The 12,710-nt window shown below is 72.8% G+C and carries 14 protein-coding genes; 7 read left to right on the forward strand and 7 right to left on the reverse strand.

From position 1 onward, the window contains the following. Positions 1-20: 20 nt before the first annotated feature. Positions 21-707, reverse strand: coding sequence for a TetR/AcrR family transcriptional regulator (locus FRZ03_RS12540; protein ID WP_146465223.1), 687 nt, complete (start codon positions 705-707; stop codon positions 21-23). 149 nt (positions 708-856) lie between these two features. Here FRZ03_RS12540 and FRZ03_RS12545 point away from each other — a divergent pair, with 149 nt between their 5' ends. Continuing rightward, complete coding sequence (locus FRZ03_RS12545) at positions 857-1,312, forward strand: nitroreductase family deazaflavin-dependent oxidoreductase (RefSeq protein WP_146465224.1); 456 nt, start codon at positions 857-859, stop codon at positions 1,310-1,312. Here the strand turns inward: FRZ03_RS12545 and FRZ03_RS12550 are convergent. Further along, entirely contained in the window at positions 1,302-2,570 is a 1,269-nt protein-coding gene (locus FRZ03_RS12550; protein WP_146465225.1) for a geranylgeranyl reductase family protein, read from the reverse strand. The two genes, FRZ03_RS12545 and FRZ03_RS12550, sit on opposite strands and share 11 nt — an antisense overlap. Positions 2,571-2,740: 170 nt before the next feature. Between FRZ03_RS12550 and FRZ03_RS12555 the strand changes: the two genes are divergently transcribed. After that, entirely contained in the window at positions 2,741-4,093 is a 1,353-nt protein-coding gene (locus FRZ03_RS12555) for a dipeptidase (protein WP_146465226.1), read from the forward strand. A 299-nt stretch (positions 4,094-4,392) separates the two neighbouring features. Here the strand turns inward: FRZ03_RS12555 and FRZ03_RS12560 are convergent, their stop codons facing one another. Together FRZ03_RS12560 and FRZ03_RS12565 are read right to left on the reverse strand one after the other, a co-directional pair. After that, positions 4,393-4,767, reverse strand: a complete 375-nt coding sequence (locus tag FRZ03_RS12560; protein WP_186785387.1) for an ester cyclase — start codon at positions 4,765-4,767, stop codon at positions 4,393-4,395. A gap of 299 nt (positions 4,768-5,066) precedes the next feature. Continuing rightward, positions 5,067-5,804 carry an SDR family oxidoreductase gene (locus tag FRZ03_RS12565; RefSeq protein ID WP_146465228.1) on the reverse strand — a complete coding sequence of 246 codons (738 nt, stop codon included), beginning with the start codon at positions 5,802-5,804 and terminating at the stop codon, positions 5,067-5,069. Positions 5,805-5,950: 146 nt separating this feature from the next. On the opposite strand from FRZ03_RS12565, the gene FRZ03_RS12570 reads away from it, so the two are divergent. Then, on the forward strand, positions 5,951-6,523 hold the full coding sequence (locus FRZ03_RS12570; protein ID WP_146465229.1) for a TetR/AcrR family transcriptional regulator: 573 nt from the start codon (positions 5,951-5,953) through the stop codon (positions 6,521-6,523). A gap of 214 nt (positions 6,524-6,737) precedes the next feature. Next, positions 6,738-7,487, forward strand: a complete 750-nt coding sequence (locus tag FRZ03_RS12575) for an MBL fold metallo-hydrolase (RefSeq protein WP_146465230.1) — start codon at positions 6,738-6,740, stop codon at positions 7,485-7,487. 2 nt (positions 7,488-7,489) lie between these two features. Here the strand turns inward: FRZ03_RS12575 and FRZ03_RS12580 are convergent, their stop codons facing one another. Together FRZ03_RS12580 and FRZ03_RS12585 are read right to left on the reverse strand one after the other, a co-directional pair. Then, complete coding sequence (locus FRZ03_RS12580; protein WP_146465231.1) at positions 7,490-8,533, reverse strand: NUDIX hydrolase; 1,044 nt, start codon at positions 8,531-8,533, stop codon at positions 7,490-7,492. Between the two features lie 147 nt (positions 8,534-8,680). Beyond that, positions 8,681-8,875, reverse strand: coding sequence for a hypothetical protein (locus FRZ03_RS12585; RefSeq protein WP_186785388.1), 195 nt, complete (start codon positions 8,873-8,875; stop codon positions 8,681-8,683). Between the two features lie 151 nt (positions 8,876-9,026). Between FRZ03_RS12585 and FRZ03_RS12590 the strand changes: the two genes are divergently transcribed. Together FRZ03_RS12590 and FRZ03_RS12595 are read left to right on the forward strand one after the other, a co-directional pair. Next, entirely contained in the window at positions 9,027-9,431 is a 405-nt protein-coding gene (locus FRZ03_RS12590) for a hypothetical protein (RefSeq protein ID WP_146465232.1), read from the forward strand. Further along, positions 9,428-10,210, forward strand: a complete 783-nt coding sequence (locus tag FRZ03_RS12595; RefSeq protein ID WP_146465233.1) for a maleylpyruvate isomerase family mycothiol-dependent enzyme — start codon at positions 9,428-9,430, stop codon at positions 10,208-10,210. Before FRZ03_RS12590 ends, FRZ03_RS12595 begins: the two co-directional genes overlap by 4 nt. A 288-nt stretch (positions 10,211-10,498) precedes the next feature. Here FRZ03_RS12595 and FRZ03_RS12600 read toward each other — a convergent pair whose 3' ends face one another. Then, on the reverse strand, positions 10,499-11,440 hold the full coding sequence (locus FRZ03_RS12600) for an ROK family protein (RefSeq protein WP_146465234.1): 942 nt from the start codon (positions 11,438-11,440) through the stop codon (positions 10,499-10,501). A gap of 217 nt (positions 11,441-11,657) precedes the next feature. Between FRZ03_RS12600 and FRZ03_RS12605 the strand changes: the two genes are divergently transcribed. Next, a complete protein-coding gene (locus FRZ03_RS12605) occupies positions 11,658-12,707 on the forward strand; it encodes a LacI family DNA-binding transcriptional regulator (RefSeq protein WP_146465257.1) in 1,050 nt (349 codons plus the stop codon). Positions 12,708-12,710 lie beyond the last annotated feature (3 nt).

Consider the following 12,710-nt stretch of genomic DNA (forward strand, 5'->3'; position numbering starts at 1 on the left):
CCGCATTCGGAACTACTCGTCTAGCGCAGCCCCACCCCCCGCGCCAGCCCCGTCACCGCGTGCCGGAAGAACCGCTCCCGGTCCTCGACCACCTTGTGGAACTGGCCGAACAGTTCGAAGCTCACCAGGCCGAACAGCTGGGCCCAGGCGGCGATCAGGGCGGCGGCCGCCTCCGGGGGCAGATCGGGGGCGAGCTCGGCGGCCATGCGCTCGGCCTCGGGGCGCAGCGCGTCGGGCAGCGGGAGGTCGGCGAGGCCCGGGCCCTGGTGGGCGTCGCGGACGATCCCGACGAGGACCAGGCCGGTCCGGGCGGCGGACGGGATCGTGGTCTCGGGGGCGGCGTAACCCGGCACGGGCGAGCCGTAGATCAGCGCGTACTCGTGGGGATGGCCGAGCGCCCAGTCCCGCACCGCCTCGCAGACGGCCGTGAAGCGGGCCGCGGGAGCGGCGTCCGCGGCGATGTCGCGCGCCTTCTCCGCGGCGGCGCCGAGGGCGTCGTACGCATCGATGATCAGGGCGGTCAGCAGTTCGTCCCGGCTGGGGAAGTACCGGTAGAGGGCGGAGGAGACCATGCCCAGCTCGCGGGCGACGGCCCGCAGGGAGAGCTTGGCCGCGCCCTCGGCCGCCACCTGTCTGCGGGCCTCCTCCTTGATGGCCGCGGTTACCTCGTTCCTGGCCCGTGCACGGGCGCCCTGTGCAGTGGTCATACCCGTATTCTGCCACGCCCGAGATCGGTGCACACAAAAAGGAGCGCTGCACCAAAAAAAGAGCAGTGCTCTTGCAATGGATCACCGATCTGGCCCACACTGACAACGAACCGAGAGCACTGCTCCAGAAACCGGCCGTGGGGGTCACCATGTCTTCGTCTTCGCCGTACTACCTCAAGGGCAGCCCGATGAACGTGCGCCTGAACGGCGTGATCGGCTGGCTCGCCCGGCACGGGCTCAGTCTCGCGGGCAGCGCCGAGATGTCCGTGCGGGGCCGCAAGAGCGGCAAGATGCAGCGCACCCCGGTCAACCCGCACACCTACGACGGCGGGCAGTACCTGGTCTCGGCGCGCGGCCACTCGCAGTGGGTGCGCAACATGCGCGCCGCCGGCGGCGGTGAACTGCGCGTCGGCCGCAAGGTGCGCGCGTTCACCGCGGTGGAGCTTCCCGACGACGAGAAGCTCCCGATCCTGCGGACCTACCTGGAGAAGTGGGGCTGGGAGGTCAACCAGTACTTCGACGGGGTGACCGCCAAGTCCTCGGACGAGGAGCTCGTCGCCTGCGCCCCCGACCACCCCGTCTTCCGCATCACCGTCACGAAGTGACGGGCTCCTCCTCGGCCTTCGCCGGCTCCGCGGCCTGCGCGGAGCGGGCCGGGCCCGGGTCCAGGGCGGTCAGGGCCCGCTGGGCGAGCGGATGGGAGCGGACCAGCTCGCCGAGGGTGGTGGCGCCCCGGGTGATGTTCCGGAACGCGTTCCACGCCGGGCGGAAGCCGGTGAGGGCCGCGTGGAAGAGGCCGGGCCGGCGCTCGAACGCCGCGAGCAGGCGCTTGCCGATGCTCATCTCGACACCGAGCCCCGCCTTGATGGCGAAGGCGTAGTTCAGGGCCTGGCGGCGGGTGTCGACCGCGTCGTGCGCCTCGGCGATGCGCACCGCCCACTCGCCGGCCAGCCGGCCCGAGCGCAGCGCGAAGGAGATGCCCTCGCGGGTCCACGGTTCGAGCAGACCGGCCGCGTCGCCGCAGACCAGGACCCGGCCGCGGGAGAGCGGCGAGTCGTCGGCGCGGCAGCGGGTCAAGTGCCCGGAGGAGACGGCCGGTTCGAAGCCGGCCAGGCCCAGCCGGGCGATGAAGTCCTCCAGGTAGCGCTTGGTCGCCGCGCCCTGGCCGCGGGCGGAGATCACCCCGACCGTCAGGGTGTCGCCCTTGGGGAACACCCAGCCGTAACTGCCGGGCATGGGGCCCCAGTCGATGAGCACCCGGCCCTTCCAGTCCTCGGCGACCGGCTCGGGGACCGGGATCTCCGCCTCCAGGCCGAGGTCCACCTGGTCCAGCTTCACCCCGACGTGGGCGCCTATCCGGCTGGCGCTGCCGTCCGCGCCGACGACCGCGTGGGCCAGGACGGTCTCCCCGCCCTGGAGCACGACGGCGACCGTGCGCCGGTCGGGCACCGCCGAGCCGTGCTGCTCGACGCGCTGCACCGTGACGCCCGTACGCAGTTCGGCGCCCGCCTTCTGGGCGTGCTCGACCAGCTGCTGGTCGAACTCGGGCCGGTTGATCAGCCCGAACAGCATCTGCTTGGAGCGGCGGGTGCGGGTGAAGCGCCCGTTGTGGGAGAAGGTGACCGCGTGCACCCGGTCCCGCAGGGGCAGCTCGAAGCCCGGCGGCAGGGCGTCCCGCGAGGGCCCGATGATGCCGCCGCCGCAGGTTTTGTAACGGGGCAACTCGGCTTTCTCCAGCAACAGGACGCGCCGCCCCGCGACCGCCGCCGCGTAGGCGGCCGAGGCCCCCGCGGGTCCCGCGCCCACCACGACGACGTCCCACACACGCTGCACGTCGTCCGCCGAAGAGTTCTCGCCGCTCACGATGGTCTACTGCTCCGATCAAGCCGCTGCCGCTCCCCCACGCCCACGACATCCCGCGAGCGGGGGGTAACCCGATGTATCCCGCATCCTACGGCCGCCGGCGGCGAGCGCCGCTGTGGGAGGATCGGAGCACTCAGCAGGACAACGTCGCACCTACGAGGAGCGTGCCCATGTCGTCGAATCCGGTCGCCGAGACCGTCGCCTCTCTGCTGCCCCGGGCCAAGGCGGAGCTGACCGAACTGGTCGCCTTCCGGTCCGTGGCGGACTTCGAGCAGTTCCCGAAGAGTGAGAGCGAGGCCGCCGCCAACTGGGTCGCCGACGCGTTGCGTGCCGAGGGTTTCGTCGACGTCGCCCTGCTCGACACCCCCGACGGGACCCAGTCGGTGTACGGCTACCTGCCGGGCCCCGAGGGCGCCAAAACGGTTCTTCTCTACGCGCACTACGACGTCCAGCCGCCGCTGGACGAGACGGGCTGGGCCACTCCGCCGTTCGAGCTGACCGAGCGCGACGGCCGTTGGTACGGCCGGGGGACCGCGGACTGCAAGGGCGGTGTGATCATGCACCTGCTCGCGCTGCGCGCGCTCAAGGCGAACGGCGGCGTCCCGGTGAACGTCAAGGTGATCGTGGAGGGCTCGGAGGAGCAGGGCACGGGCGGCCTGGAGCGCTACGCCGAGCAGCACCCGGACCTGCTGACGGCCGACACCATCGTGATCGGTGACGCGGGCAACTTCCGGGTGGGCCTGCCGACGGTCACCACGATCCTGCGCGGCATGACCCTGGTGCGGGTGAGCGTCGACACCCTCGCGGGCAACCTGCACTCGGGGCAGTTCGGCGGTGCCGCCCCGGACGCGCTGGCCGCGCTGATCCGGGTGCTGGACTCGCTGCGCGCCGAGGACGGTTCCACCACCGTCGACGGTCTCGACTCGTCGGCCACCTGGGACGGTCTGGAGTACACCGAGGAGCAGTTCCGCGCGGACGCCAAGGTGCTGGATGGCGTTGAGCTCACCGGCTCCGGTTCGGTCGCCGACCGGCTGTGGGCCCGTCCGGCGGTGACCGTCATGGGCATCGACTGCCCGCCGGTCGTCGGCGCCACCCCCTCGGTGCAGGCCGCCGCCCGCGCGCTGATCAGCCTGCGGGTGCCGCCGGGCGTGGACGCGACGGAGGCGACGAAGCTGCTGTCGGCGCACATCGAGGCGCACACCCCGTGGGGCGCCCGCGTCCAGGTGGAGCAGATCGGCCAGGGCCAGCCGTTCCGCGCCGACCCGACCAGCCCGGCCTACCGGGCGATGGCCGAGGCGATGGCCGTCGCCTACCCGGGCGAGACCATGCAGTACGCGGGCCAGGGCGGCTCCATCCCGCTGTGCAACACCCTCGCCGGCCTCTACCCGCAGGCGGAGATCCTGCTGATCGGCCTGAGCGAGCCGGAGGCCCAGATCCACGCGGTGAACGAGAGCGTCTCGCCCGAGGAGCTGGAGCGGCTGTCGGTGGCCGAGGCCCTGTTCCTGCGCAACTACGCGAGCTGAACCGACCGCTGAACACCGGCCCGGCGGGGCCGCCGGGCGGGCGGAAAGCTCCGCACCCGGCGCCCGCCGGCCCGGCGACCGGCCTGACGGGCGACGCCCGGTCCCGTCGGTCCCGGACGGGCGAGACAGCCGTCCACAGAGCCCTCGGGGTACGGGCCGTACTGCCCATGGGCGGGCACGGCCCGACGAACTCCCGCTCCCCGTCGGCCCATCGCGCACGCGTCATCCGAGGGGACCCACCGGCTCAGGCCCTGCCGTGCGGACGGGTCCCGTGGAGGGCCTGCGCCACGAAGGGCCGCCTAGCCGGCCGGTCGGCCGAGACCGGACAGTCCCCACAGCTCGGCGATCAGACCGTGCTGGACTCGGAAGATCTCCATCATGGTGGGTGCGGGCTCCGCGCCGCCCGGCACGGAGTTCGAAAGCCCGCGCAGCACGGAACGGACGGCGACCCGGTCGCGGTCCACGAGCATGTCCTCGACGGTGACCCGGATGCCGGGATGGGCTGCGAACATCCTGGACCAGGCGTCCGCGACGGCCCCGACACCGGCGGTTCCCAGCGGGTGGCTCACGAAGTCCGGTGCGAGGATCGTCTCCAGAGCAGCCAGGTCCCGGCCGTTGAACGCCTCGTACATGCGCAGACCGACCGCCCTTGCTTCACGCTCTTCGCCTGTCATCGGCCCACTTCCTTCCTCCGGCGCCGGAGATCCCGGCCCTGTGGCTCTCATGGCGTGACCGTAGCGGCGCGGTCTGACACCACCCTCCTTGTGGACGGCGAAGGCGGAAGGCCCGTGGTGTCGGGCCACACGTGAAGCGCCCTCCGAGGATGCGGTCCCAGTCCTGGCCGGCGGAACCGCCGGTCCGGTCCCCTTCGACCGTCTCCCGCGAGAATCGTCCGTGGGTGGTGAGTTGATCGCTTGAGGGTGCCGTCCTTTTGCCGACAGGGGGCGGTTTCGAGTAGCCCGACTCGTCGCTGTCAGGCTTGCGCGGTGGGGCGGACGACGATCTCGCTGACATCGACGCCGTCGGGTTGTTCGATGGCGTAGCCGATGGCGGAGGCAATCGCCGAGGGCGGCATGGCGATCTCGTCCCGCTGCCGGGTCATCGCCGCCGCGGCTTCAGGGCTGGCTCCCTTGCCGACGCCTTCGGTATTGGTGAAGCCGGGTGAGACGAGTGTGACGCGCAAGTCGGGTCCCGACTCCTGGCGTAGGCCCTCGGTAAGCACCTTCACCGCCGTTTTGGTGGCCGCGTAGACCCCCTGGGGGGATTTGACGACGTAGGCCGCAGTGGAGCCGACGTTGACGAACTGGCCGAAGCGCTGCCGGCGGAAGACGGGCAGAGCCGCCCCGATGCCGTTGAGCAGGCCGGTGATGTGGGTGGCGACCATGGCGTCCCAGTCATCCTGGCGCAGGTCGTCGAACGGTGAGACGGCCATCGTGCCTGCGTTGGAGACGAGGACGTCGAGTCGACCGTACTGGTGGAGGGCCGTGTCCGTCAGGCGCTGGAGGTCTTCGCGGCGCGTGACGTCGACGACGACGCCGGTGGCGGTGCCGCCCTTCGCCGTGATGCCGTCCACGACGGCATTCAGTCGGTCCTCGCGCCGGGCTCCGAGCACGAGCTGGGCGCCCTTTTCGGCGAGGTAGGCCGCAGTTGCCTCACCGATGCCGCTGCTGGCCCCTGTGATCGCAATGACTTTGCCCTGGATGCCCGACATGATCGGCTTCCTTTCTTGGGGGTGCGCGCAGGTCAGTGCAGTGACCTACAGTGAAACCGGAGGTGTCCCCAGTTGGCTCACCCTAAGTGGGGGCGCATCCGGTTAGCAAGTTCGAAGGGCTTCGAAGAAGGGAATGGCGAGCACTGATGACCGACGGAACGCCTCGGCCGCTGCGGGCTGACGCACGGCGGAACAGGGAGAAGATCCTTACGGCCGCTGTACGCGTCTTCACGACGGAGGGGCTGGATGCGCACCTGGAACGCATCGCCAAGGAGGCAGGCGTGGGCAGTGCGACCCTGTACCGCAACTTCCCCACCCGGGAGGCCCTGATCGAGGCGGTCTACCGCAACGAGGTGGCCCAACTGTGCGATGCCGCCCCCGCTCTCCTTGCGCAGAAGCCGCCGACAGAGGCCCTGCGCGCGTGGACACGCCTGTTCCTGGACTACGTCACGGCCAAGTACGGCATGATCGACGCCCTGCGCGCCATTGCCGCGACGGGAAGCAATCCTTATGGCCACAGCCGGGAAATGATCCAGGCCGCCATTACCTCGCTCATGGACGCCTGCACGGCCGCCGGGGCGATCCGCACGGACATCCGGCCCACCGACATCGGCGCTGCCCTGGAAGGCATCGCCCTCACCTCGGCGGGCGCTGAACACCGACAGCAAGCGGAGCGCCTGCTCGACCTCACCCTGGACGGCCTCACGGTCCGCCCGTGAGGCCTCGTGCGGGGGTCCGCTCCACCACCGCGGGGCCTCGGGCGGTCGTTCCTCGCTGTCGTCGTCCTCGTCCAGCTCGGGCCCGTCGGGGTCGCGGAGCGGGCGCAGGGCGCCGGCGACCGCTCCCGCCGCGCGGCTTCCGCTCTGGGCGGACAGCTTCCGCTGACGGCGGAGAGGGCTCGCTCTCGCACGTGCCCCCACCTACGGTCGGGGCATGGACGTGATCGAGCTTCTTCCCCGGCTGCATCTGCTGCGCTTCCCGGTCGGTCAGGCCTATCTCTGGCGGGACGGCGAGGAGTTGACGCTCGTCGACGCGGGCCCGGTCGGCTCGGGGGCGGTGATCGCCGAGGCCGTCAGGGCGCTCGGGCGCGCGCCCGAGGACGTACGGCGCATCGTGCTGACCCACTTCCACGAGGACCACGTGGGCGGCGCGGGCGAGTTCGCCGCGCTGAGCGGTGCGCAGGTGCTGGCCCACCGGCTCGACGCGCCGTTCGTACGGGGTGAACTCCCCGGCCCCGCCCCGCGCCTGGAGGAGTGGGAGCGGCCGATCCGGGCCGACGTCGCCGGGCGCCTGCCCGAGGGCACACCGATGCCGCCGCCCTCGGTCCTAGAGGTGACGGAGGGCGAGGTGCTCGAATTCGGCGGCGGCGCCCGGGTGGTGCACGCCCCCGGGCACACGGACGGCAGCATCGCGCTCCACCTGCCCGCCGAGGGCGTGCTGTTCACCGGGGACACGGTGGCCTCGCTGCCCGCCGAGGGCGTGCTGTCCGCCGGTGAGCCGGTGACGGCGGACTCGGTGAACCCCACGGTGATCCCTGGCGTGTTCAACCTCGACCGGGCACAGCTCCTCGATTCCGTACGGAGGCTGGCCGACCTCGGTGCCGAGGTCGCGTGCTTCGGCCATGGCGACCCGGTGCTGCGGGGCGCCGCCGCGGCGCTGCGCGGTGCGACGGCCGCCCCGTGACGTCAGCCGACCGGCACCCCGGCCTCCAGGTACAGCGCGGTGCCGCGCTCGCGGGCGCGCAGGGCCCAGCGCAGCCGCTCGTAGCGGACCGGCGGCAGCATGCCCGCGGCCTCCTGCTCGGTGGCGAAGCGCCAGGCCCGTAGCTCCGGGCCCGGCAGCAGCACCCGGGATGCCTCGTCGGAGGTCAGCCGACCGCCGTCGAACAGCAGCCGGAGCCCGCCGTAGCCGGGCGGCACGGGCCGTTCCCAGTCCACCACGAGCAGCCGGGGCACTTCCTCCATCCGTATCCCGGTCTCCTCGGCGACCTCCCGCATGCCCGCGCGGGCCGGGGCCTCGCCCCGTTCCACCACCCCGCCGGGGAACTCCCAGCCGGGCTTGTAGGTGGGGTCCACGAGCAGCACCCGGTCCCGCTCGTCGAAGAGCAGCACCCCGGCGGCGAGGGTCTCGGAGGTGGGCTCGGGGGTCTGCACGATGTCGCAGGGGGCGAAGTCGCCGCCGCCGAGGGCGTCCGCGATCCGTACGGCGGTCTCGTAGGGGGTCAGCGCGCTGGTGTCCACGAGATGGGCGTCGGCGGTGAGCCAGGAGGCGAGGGCGGCGTGGTACGGCTCGATGTGCTGGTAGGACCACTGGCGGACCCGTATCTCGCCGTCGGGCGGGTCGGGCGGTGCCTCCCGCCCGGCTATGCGTTCACGCAGGATCGTTTCGGCCGGGGCGAGGAGCAGATGCCGTACGGGGATGCGGCGGGCGGCGAGGCCGCCGAAGATCTCGTCGCGGTACTCCTGGCGCAGCAGGGTCATCGGCACCACGAGGGTGCCGCCCAGCTCGGCGAGCATCGCGGCCGCCGTGTCGACCACGAGCCGGCGCCAGATCGGCAGGTCCTGGAAGTCGCCGACCTCGGCGAGGTGTTTGGGCGGCAGCAGGTGTGCGAGCGACCCGCCGATGATCTCGGGGTCGAAGAGCGTGCTGTGCGGGATCAGTTCGATCAGTTCCCGTGCGGTCGTGGTCTTTCCCGCACCGAACGCGCCGTTGATCCAGACGACGGTCACGGACTCCCCCTCTTCTGTTGGCCCCCTGAGGCTTGCCCGTTCCACCCTGCCACGGAAACCCCGTCCCGGTGAGGGCACGGTAAAGCGCGTGCCGGGGTCCCGCGGCAGGACACCGGCACGCGCTCTCACCGGGGTGCGGCGGCCCCGCTACTCCTGCTCGGCGGCCGGGGCGTCGGCGGGCGCGAAACTCTCGTGGCTGACCAGGTCGCCGGCCGAGTGCAGGGTGCCGGAGACGTTGAGGTCGTCGAGGGGGCCCCGGTCCGCCGCGTGCGACGGGGTGACGGCGGCCACCACGAAACCGGTGGCGAGGGAGGCGAGGGCGAGGATGCTGCGCTTCTTCATACTCCGATCAACTCCGCGAACGGCCCGGGGGTCACGCGGATACCGCCGTGACGCCGAAATCCCCTGGCCGCGGCGCCGGCCGCGCCGGTAGCGTCGGGGGCCCCGGCCCGCCCGCAGCGGCCACGGGCCACCGCACCGGAAGAGCGAGACCATGACCCACGCCCGCCCCACCACCACCCTCTGGCGCCCCACCGGCCCCAGGGAACTGGAGCTGGTACGCGAGCTGGAGTGGCGGGCCTGGCCGCCCCGGCTGCCGGAACAGCCGATCTTCTACCCGGTGCTCAACGAGGACTACGCGATCCGGATCGCCCGGGACTGGAACGTACGGCACGACGGCGCCGGGTTCGTGACGCGCTTCGAGGTCGATTCCGCCTTCCTCCGCCGCTATCCGGTGCGCCGGGCCGGCGGTGAGACCATTCTCGAACTGTGGGTACCCGCCGAGGAGTTGACGGAGTTCAACCGGCATATCGTGGGGCCGATCGAAGTCGTGCACGAGTTCCGGCGAGGCATCCGGGCGGGCGCGGCCGGAACCTCGTCGCACAAGGAGCACGCGTGAGCCCCGCGTTCCCGTCCGGCACGGCCGGCGCCGGCCTCGGCGAGGTGATCGAGGACGTCGCACGGTCGGCCGACCGGCTGGCCTCGGCGGCGGCCGGACTGTCCGGCCCCGCGCTGCGGGCGCCCTCGGGGCTGCCCGGCTGGACGCGCGGACATGTGCTCGCCCACGTCGCTCATGGCGCCGACGCCTATGTGTGGCTGCTGGGGCTCGCCCGCACCGGCCGCGCGCCCGGTCCGCGCGCGGACGCGGCCGCGGGGGCGGCGCGGGTCGCGCGGGAGGCCGTGCTGCCCGCCGAGCTGCTCACCGCCCGGCTGCGGGCGAGCCTCGACCGGTTCACGGCCGACGCCCGGGAGCTGCCCGCGCCCGCCTGGGACCGGCTGGTCCCGGCGCTGGCCGGCTGGCGCCATCCGGCCTGGTACCTGCTGCTGCGCTGTCTGCGCGAGCTGGAGACCCACCACCTCGACCTCGGCACCGGGTACGGCACCGCGCGGTGGCCGGACCGGTACGTCTCCTGGGCCCTGGACGACACCCTCGGCACCCTCCGGGCGCGGCGTTTTCCGCTCGCTTCCGTGACGGCGGTCGATCTGGGCCGCCGCTGGACGGTGTCGGCCGAGGGCCCGGCGGTCACCGGCGAGGGCCACCGCCTCCTGGGCTGGCTCACCGGACGGCTCCCCGCCGGCGGGCTGCGGACCGACGGGCCCTCCCTCCCCTCACCCGACCTGCCCGCCTGGCCGCAGCCTCCGCTGCCCGGTTGGGGCCGGGTCGGCGACGAAGGGTGACCCGGCCGACGCCGACGAGCCACCGAAGCGAGCGAGCCGACCCGAATCAGAGGGCCGGCCAAAGCGCACACGTCCGAACGGCGAAGGGTGTGCCACCCGCACCCCTTTCGAAGTCCGAGATCATCCGCTGCTTGAAACGACACATCGCCCGCGAGGTCTACGGCCTACTCGTCCCGCGAACCTGAGCGCACCCACCTGCCCGCGAAGATCCGGCAACCGCATCCTGACCTTCCTCGACAGCTACAAGAGCATCGGCAGCCGCGTCACCAACCTGTCCGGACAGCACACCTAGAGCCGCGCCGCCCCCCGCAGCAGCGTGGCCGCCGCGGCGCCGACCAGGCCCGCGTCGGTGCCCATCTGGGCGGGTACGACCGTCAGCCGCCGTACGAAGGAGAGGGTGGCGTAGTCGGTGAGCGCCTTGCGCAGCGGCGTGAAGAGGACGTCGCCCGCGTTGCCGACGCCGCCGCCGATCACCGCGATGTCGATCTCGACCAGGGTGGCGGTGGCGGCGATACCGGCGGCGAGGGCCCGCGCGGCCCGTTCGAAGGACGCCGTCGCGACCGGGTCGCCCGACCGGGCGGCGGCGGCCACCGCGGCGGCCGAGGTGTCGCCGTCCGGGCCCGGGACCCAGCCTTCGTCCAGGGCGCGGCGGGCGATGTTGGGACCGCTGGCGATGCGCTCCACGCAGCCGCGCGAGCCGCACGGGCAGGGATCGCCGTCGAGGTCGACGCTGATGTGGCCGATGTGCCCGGCGTTGCCGGTGGGCCCGGGGTGCAGCCGTCCGTCGAGCACCAGACCGCCGCCCACCCCGGTGGAGACCACCATGCACAGCGCGTTGTCGTGGCCGCGGGCGGCGCCCTGCCAGTGCTCGGCCGCGGTGATCGCCACCCCGTCGCCGATCAGCTCCACCGGCAGCCCGCCCGTGGCCGCCCGCACGCGCTCGACCAGCGGGAAGTCCCGCCACCCCGGCACGTTCACGGGGCTGACGGTGCCCGCGACGGCGTCCACGGGGCCCGCGCTGCCGATGCCGACCGAGCGGACGTTCCCCCACACGGACGATGCGGCGAGGTCGGCGAGCACCTCCTCGACGGCCCGCATCACCGTTTCGCCGTCGTGCCGGGCGGGCGTGGCGCGCTGGGCCCGCTCCAGGATCAGTCCGCGGCCGTCCACCAGTCCGCCGGCGATCTTGGTACCGCCGATGTCCAGGGCTGCCACGAGGTCGGTGCGCATCAGAGTCGGATCTCCCCGTTGAACGTTCGAAAGAGCAAAGGACAGGCGGGCCGGCCGCGGCGGTGGGGGTGCGGGCCCGCGAAAAGCGGTGGACAGTCTCTCGCGCACCTGACAACGTTGTCCAGGCTCTATGCTCGACGCCACATCCTCATACCAGCCCATGGGCCGTCGCATCACCCCCATGGGGAACACGGACGACAGGACAGGACAGCGCATCGTGCCCGAGACCACCCGCCGCGCAGAACGCTCCCCCGGGAACCGGTACGGCAACCGCCCGACGATGAAGGACGTGGCGGCGCGCGCGGGGGTGGGGCTGAAGACGGTGTCGCGGGTGGTCAACGGCGAGCCCGGGGTCACCCCGGACACCGAGCGCCGGGTGCAGGAGGCCATCGACGCCCTGGGCTTTCGCCGCAACGACAGCGCGCGGGTGCTGCGCAAGGGCCGCACGGCGAGCATAGGACTCGTCCTGGAGGACCTCGCGGACCCCTTCTACGGCCCGCTGAGCCGCGCGGTGGAGGAGGTCGCCCGCTCGCACGGCGCGCTGCTGATCAACGGCTCCAGTGCCGAGGACCCGGAGCGGGAGCGGGAGTTGGCGCTGGCGCTGTGCGCGCGGCGGGTGGACGGCCTGGTGGTGATCCCGGCCGGGAGCGACCACCGCTATCTGGAGCCGGAGATCCGGGCGGGCGTGGCGACGGTGTTCGTGGACCGTCCGGCCGGGCGGATCGACGCCGACGTGGTGCTGTCGGACAACTTCGGCGGGGCCCGCGACGGCGTGGCGCATCTGATCGCGCACGGCCACCGCAGGATCGGGTTCATCGGGGACATGCCCCGCATCCACACCGCGGCGGAGCGGCTGCGCGGCTACCGGGCGGCCATGGAGGACGCCGGGATACCGGTCGAGGACCGCTGGATGTCGCTCGGGGTGACGGTCCCGGAGCGGGTGCGCCGGGCGACGCAGGAGATGCTGTCCGGGCCCGATCCGGTCACCGCCGTCTTCACGGGCAACAACCGGGTGACGGTCACCGTGGTCCGGGTCCTCGCCGAGCAGTCCCGGCAGGTGGCACTGGTCGGGTTCGACGACTTCGAGCTGGCCGATCTGCTGCGGCCGGGCGTCACGGTCGTCGCGCAGGACGCGGCGGCCCTCGGCCGTACGGCGGCGGAGCGGCTCTTCCGGCAGCTGGACGGCGGGTTCGTCGCGCCGGAGCGGATCGAGCTGCCCACCCGGCTGGTCGAGCGCGGCTCGGGCGAGCTGCCCCCGGCCCGCTGAGGC

The sequence above is a fragment of the Streptomyces misionensis genome, from assembly GCF_007896895.1.
Lineage (GTDB): Bacteria > Actinomycetota > Actinomycetes > Streptomycetales > Streptomycetaceae > Streptomyces > Streptomyces misionensis_A.

Bases quoted from the DNA above. Each gene is read 5' to 3' on its own strand.
- FRZ03_RS12540 (WP_146465223.1), bottom strand. From the start codon at position 707: ATGACCACTGCACAGGGCGCCCGTGCACGGGCCAGGAACGAGGTAACC.
- FRZ03_RS12545 (WP_146465224.1), top strand. From the start codon at position 857: ATGTCTTCGTCTTCGCCGTACTACCTCAAGGGCAGCCCGATGAACGTG.
- FRZ03_RS12555 (WP_146465226.1), top strand. From the start codon at position 2,741: ATGTCGTCGAATCCGGTCGCCGAGACCGTCGCCTCTCTGCTGCCCCGG.
- FRZ03_RS12560 (WP_186785387.1), bottom strand. From the start codon at position 4,767: ATGACAGGCGAAGAGCGTGAAGCAAGGGCGGTCGGTCTGCGCATGTAC.
- FRZ03_RS12565 (WP_146465228.1), bottom strand. From the start codon at position 5,804: ATGTCGGGCATCCAGGGCAAAGTCATTGCGATCACAGGGGCCAGCAGC.
- FRZ03_RS12570 (WP_146465229.1), top strand. From the start codon at position 5,951: ATGACCGACGGAACGCCTCGGCCGCTGCGGGCTGACGCACGGCGGAAC.
- FRZ03_RS12575 (WP_146465230.1), top strand. From the start codon at position 6,738: ATGGACGTGATCGAGCTTCTTCCCCGGCTGCATCTGCTGCGCTTCCCG.
- FRZ03_RS12585 (WP_186785388.1), bottom strand. From the start codon at position 8,875: ATGAAGAAGCGCAGCATCCTCGCCCTCGCCTCCCTCGCCACCGGTTTC.
- FRZ03_RS12590 (WP_146465232.1), top strand. From the start codon at position 9,027: ATGACCCACGCCCGCCCCACCACCACCCTCTGGCGCCCCACCGGCCCC.
- FRZ03_RS12600 (WP_146465234.1), bottom strand. From the start codon at position 11,440: ATGCGCACCGACCTCGTGGCAGCCCTGGACATCGGCGGTACCAAGATC.